Source organism: Curtobacterium flaccumfaciens UCD-AKU (genome assembly GCF_000349565.1).
GTDB lineage: Bacteria > Actinomycetota > Actinomycetes > Actinomycetales > Microbacteriaceae > Curtobacterium > Curtobacterium poinsettiae.
In genome coordinates this window covers 148,960-163,904 of the sequence record NZ_KB714607.1, presented here as the reverse complement: position 1 = coordinate 163,904, position 14,945 = coordinate 148,960, and the positions used below count along the sequence as shown (strand labels likewise).

General features: G+C 69.2%; 13 protein-coding genes and 2 tRNA genes. 8 read left to right on the top strand and 7 right to left on the bottom strand.

Features of this window, described 5'->3' with window-relative positions:
- The first annotated feature begins 77 nt into the window (after positions 1–77).
- Positions 78–1,043, top strand: a complete 966-nt coding sequence (locus H489_RS22920; protein ID WP_017886007.1) for an endo-beta-N-acetylglucosaminidase H — start codon at positions 78–80, stop codon at positions 1,041–1,043.
- Positions 1,044–1,496: 453 nt separating this feature from the next.
- On the opposite strand, the gene H489_RS22915 is transcribed toward H489_RS22920, so the two are convergent.
- Positions 1,497–1,567: transfer RNA gene (locus tag H489_RS22915), tRNA-Gly, on the bottom strand.
- A 54-nt stretch (positions 1,568–1,621) separates the two neighbouring features.
- Here H489_RS22915 and H489_RS22910 point away from each other — a divergent pair.
- From H489_RS22910 to H489_RS22900, 5 genes are all read left to right on the top strand, one after another.
- Positions 1,622–1,933 carry a hypothetical protein gene (locus H489_RS22910; protein WP_017886006.1) on the top strand — a complete coding sequence of 104 codons (312 nt, stop codon included), beginning with the start codon at positions 1,622–1,624 and terminating at the stop codon, positions 1,931–1,933.
- Positions 1,934–1,991: 58 nt separating this feature from the next.
- Positions 1,992–2,068: transfer RNA gene (locus H489_RS22905), tRNA-Pro, on the top strand.
- Positions 2,069–2,121: 53 nt separating this feature from the next.
- The gene (tig, locus tag H489_RS0118340) at positions 2,122–3,429 is read left to right on the top strand and encodes a trigger factor (RefSeq protein WP_017886005.1); all 1,308 of its coding nucleotides are present in this window, start codon (positions 2,122–2,124) and stop codon (positions 3,427–3,429) included.
- Between the two features lie 167 nt (positions 3,430–3,596).
- Positions 3,597–4,226: an ATP-dependent Clp protease proteolytic subunit gene (locus H489_RS0118335; RefSeq protein WP_035807635.1), complete on the top strand. Its 630-nt coding sequence runs from the start codon at positions 3,597–3,599 to the stop codon at positions 4,224–4,226.
- Between the two features lie 26 nt (positions 4,227–4,252).
- Positions 4,253–4,912: an ATP-dependent Clp protease proteolytic subunit gene (locus H489_RS22900; RefSeq protein WP_031259232.1), complete on the top strand. Its 660-nt coding sequence runs from the start codon at positions 4,253–4,255 to the stop codon at positions 4,910–4,912.
- An 80-nt stretch (positions 4,913–4,992) separates the two neighbouring features.
- On the opposite strand, the gene H489_RS38010 is transcribed toward H489_RS22900, so the two are convergent.
- Positions 4,993–5,601, bottom strand: a complete 609-nt coding sequence (locus H489_RS38010; RefSeq protein ID WP_017886002.1) for a copper resistance protein CopC — start codon at positions 5,599–5,601, stop codon at positions 4,993–4,995.
- Between the two features lie 50 nt (positions 5,602–5,651).
- On the bottom strand, positions 5,652–6,386 hold the full coding sequence (locus H489_RS22890) for a YcnI family protein (RefSeq protein WP_017886001.1): 735 nt from the start codon (positions 6,384–6,386) through the stop codon (positions 5,652–5,654).
- A gap of 236 nt (positions 6,387–6,622) precedes the next feature.
- Between H489_RS22890 and clpX the strand changes: the two genes are divergently transcribed.
- Positions 6,623–7,903 carry an ATP-dependent Clp protease ATP-binding subunit ClpX gene (gene clpX, locus H489_RS22885; RefSeq protein ID WP_017886000.1) on the top strand — a complete coding sequence of 427 codons (1,281 nt, stop codon included), beginning with the start codon at positions 6,623–6,625 and terminating at the stop codon, positions 7,901–7,903.
- A 204-nt stretch (positions 7,904–8,107) separates the two neighbouring features.
- On the opposite strand, the gene H489_RS0118330 is transcribed toward clpX, so the two are convergent.
- Positions 8,108–10,132 (bottom strand): M3 family metallopeptidase, encoded by a 2,025-nt coding sequence (locus tag H489_RS0118330; RefSeq protein WP_017885999.1) that lies wholly within the window; start codon positions 10,130–10,132, stop codon positions 8,108–8,110.
- A 100-nt stretch (positions 10,133–10,232) separates the two neighbouring features.
- Positions 10,233–10,814 (bottom strand): TetR/AcrR family transcriptional regulator, encoded by a 582-nt coding sequence (locus H489_RS22880; protein ID WP_017885998.1) that lies wholly within the window; start codon positions 10,812–10,814, stop codon positions 10,233–10,235.
- Between the two features lie 120 nt (positions 10,815–10,934).
- Here H489_RS22880 and H489_RS22875 point away from each other — a divergent pair, with 120 nt between their 5' ends.
- Positions 10,935–11,774: an alpha/beta fold hydrolase gene (locus tag H489_RS22875; protein ID WP_017885997.1), complete on the top strand. Its 840-nt coding sequence runs from the start codon at positions 10,935–10,937 to the stop codon at positions 11,772–11,774.
- Between the two features lie 133 nt (positions 11,775–11,907).
- Here the strand turns inward: H489_RS22875 and H489_RS22870 are convergent, their stop codons facing one another.
- Positions 11,908–12,159, bottom strand: coding sequence for a hypothetical protein (locus tag H489_RS22870; protein ID WP_031259230.1), 252 nt, complete (start codon positions 12,157–12,159; stop codon positions 11,908–11,910).
- 65 nt (positions 12,160–12,224) lie between these two features.
- The gene (valS, locus tag H489_RS22865; RefSeq protein WP_040418889.1) at positions 12,225–14,819 is read right to left on the bottom strand and encodes a valine--tRNA ligase; all 2,595 of its coding nucleotides are present in this window, start codon (positions 14,817–14,819) and stop codon (positions 12,225–12,227) included.
- Between the last annotated feature and the right edge of the window lie 126 nt (positions 14,820–14,945).

Sequence of the window (14,945 nt, the reverse complement as noted above, 5' to 3'; positions counted from 1 at the left end):
CGCCGGGACTTCGGGTGTCCCGGCGGCGGCCCCCGGTCGGCGACCGCCGACCGGTTCGTCACTCGCTGAGGAGTGTCATGAAGCAGTCCACCAAGTTCAGCATCGCGACCGCACTGGTCGCCATGCTCGCGGCGCCACTGGTGCCCGCCGCAGCGTCCGCGGCGCCCTCCTCGTCCGGATCGAGCCACGGGCACGGCCACGGTGCGTCCCACGGCGGCGGTCACGGTCACGGGCACTACACTGCGCCCACCAAGTCGGGGCCGACGAGCATCGCCTACGTCGAGGTGAACAACGACGAGCTCGCCAACGTCGGCCGGTACACGCTGGAGAACGGCGCGAACGCGTTCGACGTGGCGATCATCTTCGCCGCGAACATCAACTACGAGGACGGCAAGGCGGTCCTGTACAACAACGAGAACGTGCAGCGGACCCTCGACCAGGCCGCCACGCAGGTCCGCCCGCTGCAGGCCAAGGGCATCAAGGTGACGCTGTCGGTGCTCGGCAACCACCAGGGCGCCGGCCTGGCGAACTTCCCGACGAAGGCCGCGGCACGGGACTTCGCAGCGCAGGTCTCGGCGACGGTGAAGAAGTACGGACTCGACGGCGTCGACCTGGACGACGAGTACTCGGACTACGGCGTGAACGGCACCCCGCAGCCGAACCAGCAGTCCATCGGCTGGCTCATCAGTGCCCTGCGTGCGGACATGCCGGGCAAGATCATCTCGTTCTACGACATCGGCCCGTCGTCCGACGCCCTGACGACCGCGAGCCCGTCGATCGGCAAGCAGCTCGACTACGCCTGGAACCCGTACTACGGCACCTACACGGCGCCGACGATCCCGGGCCTGCCGAAGTCGAAGCTGTCCGCCGCCGCGGTCGACATCCAGAACACCCCGCAGGCCACCGCGGTGTCGCTCGCACAGCGCACGAAGGCCGACGGGTACGGCGTCTTCATGACGTACAACCTGCCGGGAGGCGACGAGTCTGCGTACGTCTCCTCCTTCACCAAGGTGCTCTACGGACAGGACGCGTCGTACCGCTGACGCGTCCGTCCTGACGGCGGCTCGCGCCCCGTGTTCCCCGGCTCCGGCCTGGAGGCGCGGGGCGCGTCCGTCGTCCGGGTCCCGCTGTTCCGGGGGAGGCCCCAGTTCTTCCTCGCCCTTGACGGTTCCGGTTCGCTGACCTCGGGGATCGTGAACCGGAACCGTCATCCACCGAGAACGAATCCCATCCCGGCGCACTCGACGCCGCGGCCGTACGATGCTGTTCCCACGATGCCCACCCATGTGATGATCGGTACCCGACGACGGGTACGTTGCGCGCGCTGGCTTGTGGTCTGGCGGGTTCTGGATGGTGGCGAGATGCACGGTGCGCACGTGTCCACACCGTGCGGAGTTGGTCGCTCGGTGTGCCGGAACGACATCGCACAGAGCGACCCACCGCGCACGGGCCGAACAACACCGCACCGTGCGGCGACGGCAGAAAGGGACGCAGAGAGGGGATGACGGGAATCGAACCCGCGTAGCCAGTTTGGAAGACTGGGGCTCTACCATTGAGCTACATCCCCGCGCCTGCGCACCAGGCGCAGCCCGACCATCGTAGCGGACGAACGAGCACCGACATGCCGACGCGCGTCATCCCGAAGCCGGACGCCGGTGCCGAGCGCACCATCCGCTGGTCGCGAGTGGTCTCGTACGTGCTGGTGGTCTTCGCCGCCGCGGTCCTGTCCCTGCGCCCCGACCTGTTCGGCGACCCGCAGTCGCAGCCCGCGCACGCACTGCTGCACGTCTGGCGGATCGTCGTCGGGCTGCTGCTCGCGGTGGCCGCCCTGGGGGTCCAGGTGGTCGTCGGGATCCGGTGGCGGCGGGGTCTCCGACGCGCCGCGGAGGACGACTGGGCAACCCCCGGGAACAGTGCGCCGTCGGACCGCTAGACTCACCGGGGTCGCATGCGCCCCTCGGTGTGTGCGGCTGATCCCTGGCACGAACCAACGGGGCGTAGCTCAGCTTGGTAGAGCGCCCGCTTTGGGAGCGGGAGGTCGCAGGTTCAAATCCTGTCGCCCCGACCAGGTCCTCCGAGCACCACCGACCACACGAACGTCAACCAACAGGAGAACATCCCTTGGCCACCAGCACCGTCGACAAGGTGAGCGACACCCGCGTCAAGCTCACCGTGAACGTGACGCCGGACGATCTCAAGCCGAGCATCGACCACGCCTACAAGCACATCGCCGAGCAGATCAACATCCCCGGCTTCCGCAAGGGCAAGGTCCCGCCCGCGATCGTCGACCAGCGTGTCGGCCGCGGCGAGGTCCTGAACCACGCCGTCGGTGACGCCATCGACAACTTCTACCGCCAGGCGGTCGAAGAGCAGGAGCTGCGCATCCTCGGCCGTGCCGAGGCCGACGTCGCCGAGCTGCCGAACGTCGCGGACTTCACCGGCGACCTCGTCCTCACCTTCGAGGTCGACGTCCGCCCCGAGTTCGACCTGCCGGACTACTCCTCGTACGAGCTCACCGTCGACGCCGTCGAGGTGTCGGACGACGAGATCGAAGAGGAGCTGCAGAACCTGCGCACCCGCTTCGGCACGCTCGTGACGGTGGACCGTCCGGCGAAGACCGGCGACTTCGCGCAGATCGACCTCACCGCCAGCATCGGCGACGACGAGGTCGACTCGGCCACCGGCGTCTCCTACGAGATCGGCTCCGGCGACCTGCTCGAGGGCATCGACGAGGCGCTCGAGTCCCTGACCGCCGGCGAGTCGACGAACTTCGAGTCGAAGCTCGTCGGTGGCGACCGCGAGGGCGAGACCGCCCAGATCGCCGTCACCGTCACCGCCGTCAAGGAGCGCGAGCTCCCCGAGGCCGACGACGAGTTCGCCCAGATCGCCAGCCAGTTCGACACCATCGACGAGCTCAAGGCGGACCTGAAGGAGCAGATCGCGAAGTCCAAGACCTTCGGTCAGGGCGCCGCGGCTCGCGACAAGCTCGTCGAGAAGCTCACCGAGGACGTCAACATCCCGATCTCGGAGCAGCTCATCGCCGACGAGGTGCACCGTCACCTCGAGCAGGAGAACCGCCTCGAGGACGAGGAGCACCGCAAGGAGGTCTCCGAGTCCAGCGAGACCGCCTTCCGCTCGCAGATCCTCCTCGACGCGATCGCCGAGAAGGAAGAGATCCAGGTCTCGCAGGAGGAACTGACCCAGTACCTCATCCAGGCCGCCGCGCAGTACGGCATGGAGCCGGCCGAGTTCATCAAGGTCATCGACCAGAACGGCCAGATCCCCGGCATGGTCGGCGAGGTCGCCCGCTCGAAGGCGGTCGCGACCGTCCTGTCCAAGGTGACCGTCAAGGACACCAACGGCGACGCCGTCGACCTTTCCGCCTTCACGGCGGGCGTCGCGCAGGAGCCGGCAGGGGACGCCGAGTAACGATCTCGACGCCACCAGTACGACAGACGGGAGGCGCGGTGCCAGCNGGCACCGCGCCTCCCGTCCGTATTTCCGCACCACCGCATTGCTGTCGGCGAACAGACGAGAACTGGTGCGTTGCACCCGATAAGTTCGACAACAAGCGACAACTGAACGGGAGCTTTTCCATGGCCGAAGCAACACTGAACCCCAGTGTTTTTGACCGCCTTCTGAGAGACCGGATCGTGTGGCTCGGCTCCGAGGTCCGCGACGACAACTCGAACGAGATCGCAGCCAAGCTGCTGCTGCTCGCCGCCGAGGACCCTGAGAAGGACATCTACCTCTACATCAACTCGCCCGGTGGTTCGATCACCGCCGGCATGGCGATCTACGACACGATGCAGTTCGTCCCGAACGACATCGTCACCGTGGGCATCGGCCTCGCCGCGTCGATGGGACAGTTCCTGCTGTCCTCCGGCACGCCCGGCAAGCGCTACATCACGCCGAACGCGCGCGTGCTGCTCCACCAGCCGTCCGGTGGCTTCGGCGGCACCGCTGCCGACATCCAGACGCAGGCCAAGGTCATCCTCGACATGAAGCAGCGCATGGCGGAGCTCACGGCCGAGCAGACCGGCAAGTCGGTCGAGCAGATCCTCAAGGACAACGACCGCGACAACTGGTTCACGGCCCAGGAAGCGCTCGAGTACGGCTTCGTCGACCACCTCCGCGCCTCGAGCGCCGAGGTCATCGGCGGTGGTGGCACCGTCGGCGACGGCGAGACGCCCACCAGCGCAGCCGAGCCCGACGCCCAGTCCTGATCACCACCGAAGAAAAGGAAACGAGAATGCATCTCCCCATGCTCGGTGGCGCGCAGAACGTCCCGGCTCCGTCCAATCGGTACATCCTGCCGAGCTTCGAAGAGCGCACGGCCTACGGCTACAAGCGCCAGGACCCGTACGCCAAGCTCTTCGAGGACCGCATCGTGTTCCTCGGCGTGCAGGTCGACGACGCGTCGGCTGACGACGTCATGGCCCAGCTGCTCGTGCTCGAGTCGATGGACCCCGACCGCGACATCGTGATGTACATCAACTCGCCCGGTGGCTCGTTCACCGCGATGACGGCGATCTACGACACGATGCAGTACATCCGTCCGCAGATCCAGACGGTCTGCCTCGGCCAGGCTGCCTCGGCTGCGTCGGTGCTGCTCGCCGGTGGCACCCCCGGCAAGCGCCTCGCGCTGCCGAACGCCCGTGTGCTGATCCACCAGCCCGCGACCCAGCAGGGTGGCGGTCAGGCGTCCGACATCGAGATCCAGGCGGCGGAGATCCTCCGCATGCGCACCTGGCTCGAGGAGACGCTGTCGAAGCACTCCAACAAGACGCCGGCGGAGATCAACCACGACATCGAGCGCGACAAGATCATGTCCGCGCAGGAAGCCGTGGAGTACGGCCTGATCGACCAGGTCCTCACCAGCCGCAAGAACCTGCCGGCGCTCGTCAAGTAGCTCCAGCAGGAACGACGAAGGCCCCGCACCGATCGGTGCGGGGCCTTCGTCGTGCGACGGGGCTGGTCGTTGCGTCGTGTCTAGTCGTCGGTGTCGTCGGACTCCGGGGCCGGCTTGCGGCGCAGGAGCAGCAACACCGCGACGACCACGCCGACGAGCACGATGCCACCCGCGCCGATCCAGATCGCGTCGGACGCGGCCGAGTCGCTCGACCCCGAGGCCGTACCGGTCGTGGTGTCCGATCCGCCGTCGTCGTCACCCGCGGTGGCGCAGGTCGGGGGTTTCGCCGCGCCCGACGCCGGGGTGAAGCCCGACGGTGCCTTCCACGTGAAGGGGTACTCGTCGGACACGGTGTGGCCGTCGGCGGAGACGATCTGCCACTCGACGGTGTACTTGCCGGAGTCGCCGAGTGCGGCGGCCGTGGTCATCGACGGCCCCTCGACGTCGACGCAGCCGTCCTCGTAGTACCGGCCGTCGGGCCCGACGATGCGGAACGCGAAGCCCGACCCCGATCCGCCGATGTCGAGCAGCTTGTCGTTCGTCGTGATGTCGAAGTTCTCGGGCAGCTCGGTGAGCGTGCCGCGGACCTCCGGGTCGGACGAGATCAGGTAGTTGTGCGCGCTGGCGGGACCGGCGAGCCCGAGGACCGCACCACCGGCGATCGCGACGGCCGCGGCGGTCCCGGCCACGAGCCTCCGGGCAGAGGACCGCTGGCGGGACCGACGCGGGCCGCGCTGCGTCACTTGGTGGAGCTCCGACGACGCGTGCCGGCGACGGCGACGACCAGGGCGACGGCGCCGAGCACCAGGCCGCCGAGGCCGAGGAAGCGACCGACCAGGTCGGGGTCGCTCGAGGCGGTCGTGCTGGCAGCCTCGGTCGTCGGGGTCGCGGCGATCGGGTCGCCGTCGTCGTCCGTCGGCTCGGCGGCGGTCAGGGTGATCGAGGGCGCCGGGTGCTCGGGCTCGGCTTCGCCGGCCTGCTGCTCCTGGTTCCACTCGACGCTGCCCTTCTCGCAGGTCTGGATCGCGGGGAACTCGACCAGGTCGCCGGCCTTGCCGTCCGGCAGCGAGAACGAGAGCGCGAAGGTGTCGCGCTCGTCGGCGGGCAGCGGGGTCTTCGCGGTGTACGTGACGCTCGTGACGCGCTCGGCGGCCGTCTCGGCGTGGTCCTCGTCGGAGGCCGAAGCCGAGGCCGACGGGTCGGTGTAGGGCTCGGTCGCCTTCGTGATCTTCCAGTTCGGGTTCACGGTGGGCGTGACCTCGATGACGGACTCCGGCACCTGGAACTCGATCTTCGTGGTGGGGGAGCCGTCGCAGCCGTGCGGGACCGAGAAGGTCGCCGTGGTGTACGAGTTCGCGGCGGTCGACGTGGCCGTCGCGGACACGTGCGCGCTGGCCGCCGTGGCACTGCCGAGGACGATGACGGCTGCGACGCCGAGGGTGACGGCGCCGCCGGCGGCGAGACGCTTCTGCATGGGGTTCCTTCCGGGGTGGTTCTGCACGTGCTGTTCTACAAGTTGTAGAGAAGTCCGGATCACCGTAGCAGGCTCGCACGCCCTGGGCGAACGCGCTGCGCGATTGCGGAGGGGCATCGCGGTCGGTGTCACCGGTTGCGGTTAGGCTCGTGTCCACGACGAGGTGCCCACCAGCAGCGGTGCACCAGCGGTGGTGCGACAGCGCGGCCGGCATGTCCAATCAGGGAGGCACGGGAATGGCACGCATCGGAGAGAGCGGCGATCTCCTCAAGTGCTCGTTCTGCGGCAAGAGCCAGAAGCAGGTCCAGCAGCTCATCGCCGGACCGGGCGTCTACATCTGCGACGAGTGCGTCGAGCTCTGCAACGAGATCATCGAGGAACGTCTGGCCGAAGCCGGCGAGGACACCTCGAGCGGGGACTTCGAACTGCCCAAGCCGCGGGAGATCTTCGACTTCCTGCAGGAGTACGTCATCGGGCAGGACCCGGCGAAGCGCGCCCTCGCCGTGGCCGTCTACAACCACTACAAGCGCATCCGGGCGCAGGGGCAGATCACCGCCGCCGAAGACCGCGACGACATCGAGATCGCCAAGTCGAACATCCTGCTCATCGGCCCGACCGGCTGTGGCAAGACGTACCTGGCGCAGACCCTGGCCAAGCGCCTCAACGTGCCGTTCGCCGTCGCCGACGCCACCGCCCTGACCGAGGCCGGCTACGTCGGTGAAGACGTCGAGAACATCCTCCTCAAGCTGATCCAGGCCGCCGACTACGACGTGAAGCGTGCCGAGACCGGCATCATCTACATCGACGAGGTCGACAAGATCGCCCGCAAGGCCGAGAACCCGTCGATCACCCGCGACGTCTCGGGCGAAGGCGTGCAGCAGGCGCTGCTCAAGATCCTCGAGGGGACGGTCGCCTCGGTCCCGCCGCAGGGCGGTCGCAAGCACCCGCACCAGGAGTTCATCCAGATCGACACGACGAACGTGCTGTTCATCGTGGCCGGTGCCTTCGCCGGGCTCGAGGACATCGTGTCCTCGCGCGTCGGCAAGCGCGGGATCGGCTTCGGGGCGCCTCTGCACAGTGCGACCGACCACCAGGACCTGTACTCCGAGGTCCTGCCGGAAGACCTGCACAAGTTCGGCCTGATCCCCGAGTTCATCGGTCGTCTTCCCGTCGTCACCACGGTGTCGCAGCTCGACCAGGCGGCGCTCATGCAGATCCTGACCGAGCCGAAGAACGCGCTGGTCAAGCAGTACCAGCGGATGTTCCAGATCGACGGCGTCGAGCTCGAGTTCGACCAGGGTGCGCTCGAGGCCATCGCGGACCTCGCGGTGCTGCGCCAGACGGGTGCCCGCGGGCTCCGCGCGATCCTCGAAGAGGTCCTCGGCCCGGTGATGTTCGACGTCCCGTCCGACGACGACGTCGCCCGCGTGGTCATCACCCGCGAGTCCGTGCTCGAGAACGCCGCCCCGACGATCGTGCCGCGGCCCCGGGCCAAGCGCGTCGAGAAGTCGGCGTAGCGCTCCGTTCGCAACGAAGCCCCGCACCGGATCGGTGCGGGGCTTCGTCGTGGTCTGCCGGTCGGCGCGGCCCCCGGATCGACGTCTGGTTCTTCCCATGACGGCTGCGATGGAAAGCGAGATCGGGCGTACCTGGTCGGGAGTTCCGACCGGGTACGCCCGATTCGTCGCGGTACGCCCGGAAGCGCTCGGTCCCGCAGCGCCCTACTCGAGCCCGCGGCGCCGCAGCAGCGGGCCGACCTCGGCGTCGCGGCCGCGGAAGTCCCGGTAGGCCTCGAGCGGGTCCTTCGCGCCGCCGACCCCGAGCAGCCGTTCCGCGAAGCGTCGACCGGCCGCACGGTCCAACCCGCCGTTGTCGCGGAACCACTCCACCGTGTCGGCGTCGAGCACCTCGGACCAGATGTACCCGTAGTAGCCGGCGTCGTACCCACCCGAGAACGTGTGGGCGAAGTACGTCGAGGAGTACCGCGGTGGCACGGCCTCGACGGCGATGCCGGCGGCTGCCAAGGCGTCCCGCTCGAACGCCTCGACGTCCGTCACCGCGGCCGCCTCGGCAGCCGACAGTCGGTGCCACGCCTGGTCGAGCAGCGCGGCGGCCAGGTACTCGGTCGTGCCGAATCCCTCGTTGAACCCCTCGGACTCGCTGAGCCCCAGGACCAGCTCGGGCGGCAGGGGAGCCCCGGTCTCGTGGTGCTTCGCGTAGTTCGCCAGCACCGACGGCCACGACACCCACATCTCGTTCACCTGGCTCGGGAACTCGACGAAGTCCCGCTCGACGTTGGTGCCGGAGAACCGCGGGTAGGTGGTGCGGGCGATGAGGCCGTGCAGGGCGTGCCCGAACTCGTGGAAGAGCGTCTGCACCTCGTCCTGGATGAGCAGCGTGGGGGAGCCGGCAGCGGGCTTCGCGACGTTGAGGTTGTTCACCACGACGGGCAGGGTGCCGAGGAGCTCGGACTGCTCGACGACCGGGTTCATCCACGCGCCGCCGCGCTTGCCGTCGCGTGTGTACAGGTCGAGCAGGTACAGGCCGACGGGCTCGTCGTCGTCGCCGGTGACCTCGAAGACCCGGACCTCGTCGTTGTAGCCGTGCAGGTCCGGGCGCTCCGTGAAGGTCAGGCCGTACAGGGCGCCGGCGGCGTGGAAGACCCCGTCGTGCAGGACCCGGTCCGCCTCGAAGTACGGGCGGAGTGCGGTGCTGTCCGCGGCGAACTGCTCCCCGCGCAGGATCTCGGTCGCGTACGCCCAGTCCCACGACTCGACGTCGAAGCCGACCGTGCGGGAACGGACGGCCCGTTCGTCGTCGGCGTTCCGGGCGGCGGCACCGACGAGCGAGGACAGCAGGCCGTCGACGGCTTCGGGGGTCTTGGCGGTCTCGTCAGCGGTGACGACGGCGGCGTGGTTCGGGAACCCGAGCAGCTCGGCGCGTTCGGCACGGAGCCGGACGATCCGGAGCAGCACGTCGCGGTTGTCGTACTGGTTGCCCCGACGACCGCGGGCGAGTGAGGCCCGCATGATCCGCTCGCGCAGGGCACGGTTCGCCAGCGACGACAGCCACGGGTGTCCGGTGTACAGCGGCAGCGTGATGAGCCAGCCGTCCAGGCCACGGTCGGCGGCGGCTCCGGCAGCGGCTGACTTCGCGCCGTCGTCGAGCCCCTCGAGCTCGTCCTCGCTCGTCACGTGCACGGCGGACTCGTTGGTGTCCTCGAGCAGGTTCCGCTCGAAGGTCGTCGTGAGGGTCGAGAGTTCCTGGTTTATCGTGGTCAGACGTGCCTTGCCCGCGTCGTCGAGCCCGGCGCCCGCCAGGGTCATCTCGGCGTGGGTCCGCTCGACCAGGCGGAGCGCCTCACCGGTCAGTCCGGCGGCCACGGCACCGTCGAGCACCTCCTGCACCCGTGCGTACAGGCGTGCGTCGAGCGTGATCGCGTCGCGGTGGGCGGCGAGGAGCGGTGAGATCTCGGCCTCGAGGTCGTGCAGCTCCGGGGTCGAGTCGGCCGACGACAGCGTGAAGAACACGTGGCTGACGCGGGCCAGCAGCTGCCCCGACCGCTCGAGTGCGATCAGGGTGTTCTCGACCGTCGGGGCGTGGGGGTCGGTGGCGATGGCCTCGACCTCGGCGCGCTGCTCGGCCATGCCGGCTTCGAACGCCGGTCGGTAGTGCTCGAGTCGCACGTCGCCGAAGGGCGGCAGGGCGTAGGGGAGGGTGCTCGGGACGTCGAACGGGGTTGCCATGGCAACCACCCTACGGACGTCGCGCCGCAACGGGGCGGACGGGAGGCCCGTGGCGGGCTGGCCCCGTGCCTCCCGTCCGCCGTGTCGGTGCGGTCGCGTGTCAGCGCATCGCGGCGTCGATCAGGGTCACCGCGGCGCGGCGCGCGTGCGCGGCGGGCACCGTGGTGCCCGCGATGGCGGCGGTGGTCTGCGCGCCCTCGGCGAGCAGCGCGAGCTGGGCGGCGAGTTCCTCGGCGTGCTCGGGGTCGGCGACGACCTCGGTGGTGAGCTGCTGCACGAACCGCTGGAACGAGTCCTTGTGCTCACGCGCGATCTCGGCGACCGCGGGCGAGGTCGCGCCGAGTTCACCGAAGGCGTTGATGAACCCGCAGCCGCGGAAGGTGTCGTCGCCGAACCACGACTCCAGGAAGTCGTAGACCGCGAGCAGCTTGTCGCGCGGGCTGGCGGCGGCCTCGACCGCACCGTGCACGCCCTGCTCCCACATGTCGTGCCGACCGGCGAGCACCGCGGCGATGAGCTGCTCCTTGCCGGGGAACGCCGCGTAGAGCTTCTTCAGCGAGACGCCTGCGCCCGTGCGGATCTCGTCCATCCCCACCGACTGGATCCCGCGCGTGTAGAACAGCTCGTCCGCGACCTCGACGATGTGCGCTCGGACGTCCGGTTCGACGGTGCTGGCGGCCATGTGTACCCCGTTCCCTGAGTGTTCACCGTTCTCGAGTTGCGGCGGGAACGGGCGTTCTCTACTGTAGTCCACATCGGCAGAGAACGATCGTTCTCTGCGAAGTTCAGGGAAGGAACGACCATGGGTGCCATCACCGTCGGAACCGAGAACAGCGTCGACATCGAGCTCCACTACGAGGACAAGGGCCAGGGGCAGCCGATCGTGCTGATCCACGGGTTCCCCCTCGACGGCAACTCGTGGGAGGGGCAGGTCCCGATGCTCCTCGAGGCCGGCTACCGCGTCATCACGTACGACCGCCGTGGCTTCGGCCGGTCCTCGCAGCCGTCCACCGGCTACGACTACGACACCTTCGCCGACGACCTGCACACCGTCCTCGAGACCCTCGACCTGCGCGACGTGATCCTGGTCGGCTTCTCGATGGGCACGGGCGAGATCGCCCGCTACATCGGCCGCCACGGTGAGGACCGGATCGCCAAGGTCGCGTTCCTCGCCTCGCTCGAGCCGTTCCTCGCCATCACCGACGACAACCCCGACGGCGCCGGCCCGATGTCGTTCTTCGAGGGCATCGCCGCCGACGTGACGAAGGACCGCTACGCCTACTTCACGAACTTCTACCAGGACTTCTTCAACCTGTCGGAGAACCTCGGCACCCGCATCTCCGAGGAGCAGGTGCGGAACGCCTGGAACGTCGCGGCCGGTTCCGGTTCGACCGCGTCCGCGGCGGCACCCCTGACCTGGCCGACCGACTTCCGCCAGGACATCCCGAAGGTCACCGTCCCCGCCCTGATCGTGCACGGCACGTCGGACAACATCCTCCCGATCGACGCCACCGGCCGACGCTTCACGAAGGCCCTGCCCGCTGCGGAGTACGTCGAGATCGAGGGCGCCCCGCACGGCCTGCTCACCACGCACACCGCCGAGGTGAACGAGGTCCTCGCCACCTGGCTCGCCGAGTCCTGATCCCTCGGCGATCACGCGGGCGCTCCCCGGTGGGGGCGCCCGCATCGTGAGCAGAAATGGTCGGGTCCCCGGTGGGGACCCGACCATTCCTGCTCACCAAGCGAACTGCGGCGCCGCGCAGCACGCGGCCGCGCTAGTCCTCTTCGCCCGCGTCGTCGGGGTTCGTGACCTGGGCGTGCCCGGCGTCGTCGAGGTGGATCGAGGTGCCGTCGTCGAGCTCGACGATCGGGTTGCCCTCCAGGAACGTCAGGGTCCACCCCCACGTCGCCGTGTCGACGGACTCCGCCGCCAGCTCGTCCTCGACGCCCCGCACGGCGACGACCATCGCCTCGGGCAGTCGCGCAGGCGGCTCCCCACCCACGTTCCAGCGTGTGCCCAACTGCATCCGTGCCTCCTGTCCGGTGGTGGACGGGCCGGGTCGCCGAGGCGACCCGACCCGGATGACCGACGTTACGCCTGCTGCTCCGCGAGCTCGATCTCAGTGACGGCGAGCTCGTCGCCGTCGACGAACGACAGGTTCTCGATGCGGCCGACGGCCGCCAGGTCGACCGCTGCGCGCTCGATGAGCACCCGCGTCTCGGCGGGCGCCGCGACGACCGCACGCGTCACGGGCGTCTTCTGGGACGCCTTCGCCGCCGTCTTCGCACCGCGGATCCCGATGAGCGCCTGTCCGACGGCCGCGAGCAGCCCGGTGGGGGCCGCGTCGGTGGGCAGGTCGGCAGCGGTCGGCCAGGAGGCCCGGTGCACGCTGGTGTCGTGGGTCCAGGCCCACACCTCTTCCGTCGCGTACGGCAGGAACGGTGCCAGCAGTCGGAGCAGCACGTCGATCGCGCCGCGCAGCGCCAGCACCGCGCTCGCCTGCGTCTCGTGCGTCGCGTCGGACGCGGTGCCGTAGGCGCGCTCCTTCACGAGCTCGAGGTAGTCGTCGCAGAACGTCCAGAAGAAGCGCTCGGTGATCTCGAGGGCACGGGCGTGGTCGAACCCGTCGAACGCGGCGGTGGCCTGCTCGACGACCGCGCCGAGCTCGGCGAGCATGTCGACGTCGAGGGCCTCGGTGACGCTCGTGGCGCCCTCGGGCAGCGGGAAGCCGTAGACGAACTTCGCCGCGTTGAGCACCTTGATCGCCAGACGACGACCGACCTTGATCTGCTTCGGGTTCTGCGGGTCGAACGCCGCGTCGGTGCCGAGCTTGGACGAGGCCGCCCAGTAGCGGACCGCGTCGGCACCGTGCTGCTCGAGGATGGACAGCGGCGTGACGACGTTGCCCTTCGACTTCGACATCTTCTTGCGGTCGGGGTCGACGATGAAGCCGGAGATGCTGGCGTGCTTCCACGGCACCACGTCGGCCTCGAGCTGGCTGCGGAGCACGGTCGTGAACAGCCACGTGCGGATGATGTCCTGCGCCTGCGGGCGGACGTCGTACGGGTACACCAGGTCGTAGAGCGCCGGGTCGGTCTCCCACTTGCCCGCGAGCTGCGGGGTCAGCGACGAGGTCGCCCAGGTGTCCATGACGTCGAGCTCACCCTGGAACCCGCCGGCGACGCCGCGCTGGTCCTCGGTGAAGCCGGGGGCGGGCTCGGAGGCCGGGTCGACGGGCAGCTGCGCCTCGGTCGGCACGATCGGCTGGTCGAACACCGGGTTGCCGTCGGCGTCGAGCGGGTACCAGACCGGCAGCGGCACACCGAAGAAACGCTGGCGCGAGATGAGCCAGTCACCGGACAGGCCACCGACCCAGTTGTCGTAGCGGACGCGCATGAAGTCCGGGTGGAACGCGATCTCCTCGCCGCGCTGGCGGAGCGTGCTCTTCAGCTGCTCGTCGCGCGCACCGTTGACGATGTACCACTGGCGGGTCGACACGATCTCGAGGGGCTTGTCGCCCTTCTCGAAGAACTTCACCGGGTGCTGGATGGTCTTGACGTCACCGATCAGCTCGCCCGACTCGGTGAGCGCGTCGACGACGACCTTCTTGGCCGAGAACACGGTCTTGCCGGCCATCTCGGCGTAGAGCTCCTGGCCCTCCGCGGACTCGATCCATGCGGGCTCGTCGGAGCGCACGCGGCCGTCGAAGCCGATGATCGCGCGGTTCGGCAGCTGCAGCTCGCGCCACCACACGACGTCGGTGGTGTCACCGAAGGTGCAGACCATCGCGATGCCGGCGCCCTTGTCCTTCTGCGCCAGGTGGTGTGCGAGCACCGGGACCTCGACGTCGAACAGGGGGGAGCGGACCGTGGTGCCGAAGAGGTCCTGGAACCGCTCGTCGTCCGGGTGTGCCACCAGGGCGACGCAGGCCGGCAGGAGCTCCGGGCGGGTGGTCTGGATGACGACGTCGTCCCCACCGTCGGTGCGGTGGAAGGCGATGCCGTGGTACGCGCCGGGCATCTCCTTGTCCTCGAGCTCGGCCTGCGCGACCGCGGTGCGGAACGTGACGTCCCACAGGGTCGGGGCGTCGGCCTGGTAGGCCTCGCCGCGCTCGAGGTTGCGCAGGAAGGCGCGCTGGGCGCTCGCCCGCGAGGTGTCGTCGATGGTGCGGTACGACTGGGTCCAGTCGACCGACAGGCCGAGCGTGCGGAAGAGCTCCTCGAACTGCTGCTCGTCCTGCACGGTCAGGCGCTCGCACAGCTCGATGAAGTTGCGGCGCGACACGGGCAGCTGGTCGGCGGCCTTCGAGGACTTGCCGTCACCGCCCTCGAACGGCGGCGTGAAGTCGGGGTCGTACGGCAGGGTCGGGTCGCAGCGGACGCCGTAGTAGTTCTGCACGCGACGCTCGGTCGGCAGGCCGTTGTCGTCCCAGCCCATCGGGTAGAAGACGTGCTTGCCGCGCATCCGCTCGAACCGGGCCTTGAGGTCGGTGTGCGTGTACGAGAACACGTGCCCGATGTGCAGCGAACCGGAGGCGGTCGGCGGCGGGGTGTCGATCGACCAGACGGCGTCGCGGTGACCGGCGGCGTCGCGGTCGAAGCGGTACGTGCCGTCCTGCTCCCAGACGGGCCCCCAGACCTGCTCCAGTCCGTCGACGCTGGGCTTCTCGGGCATGGGTTTGGTCATGGTGCGCCTTCCGTCCGTGTGTGCGGCACCGAGTCCGTGATGAGGTGCCTGAGTGTTGCGCGCCTGACGCGCGGTGCCCCAATCGTAGCGGCCGCGCACGCGTCCTGAGCCGAGCAGCGGGGCGTC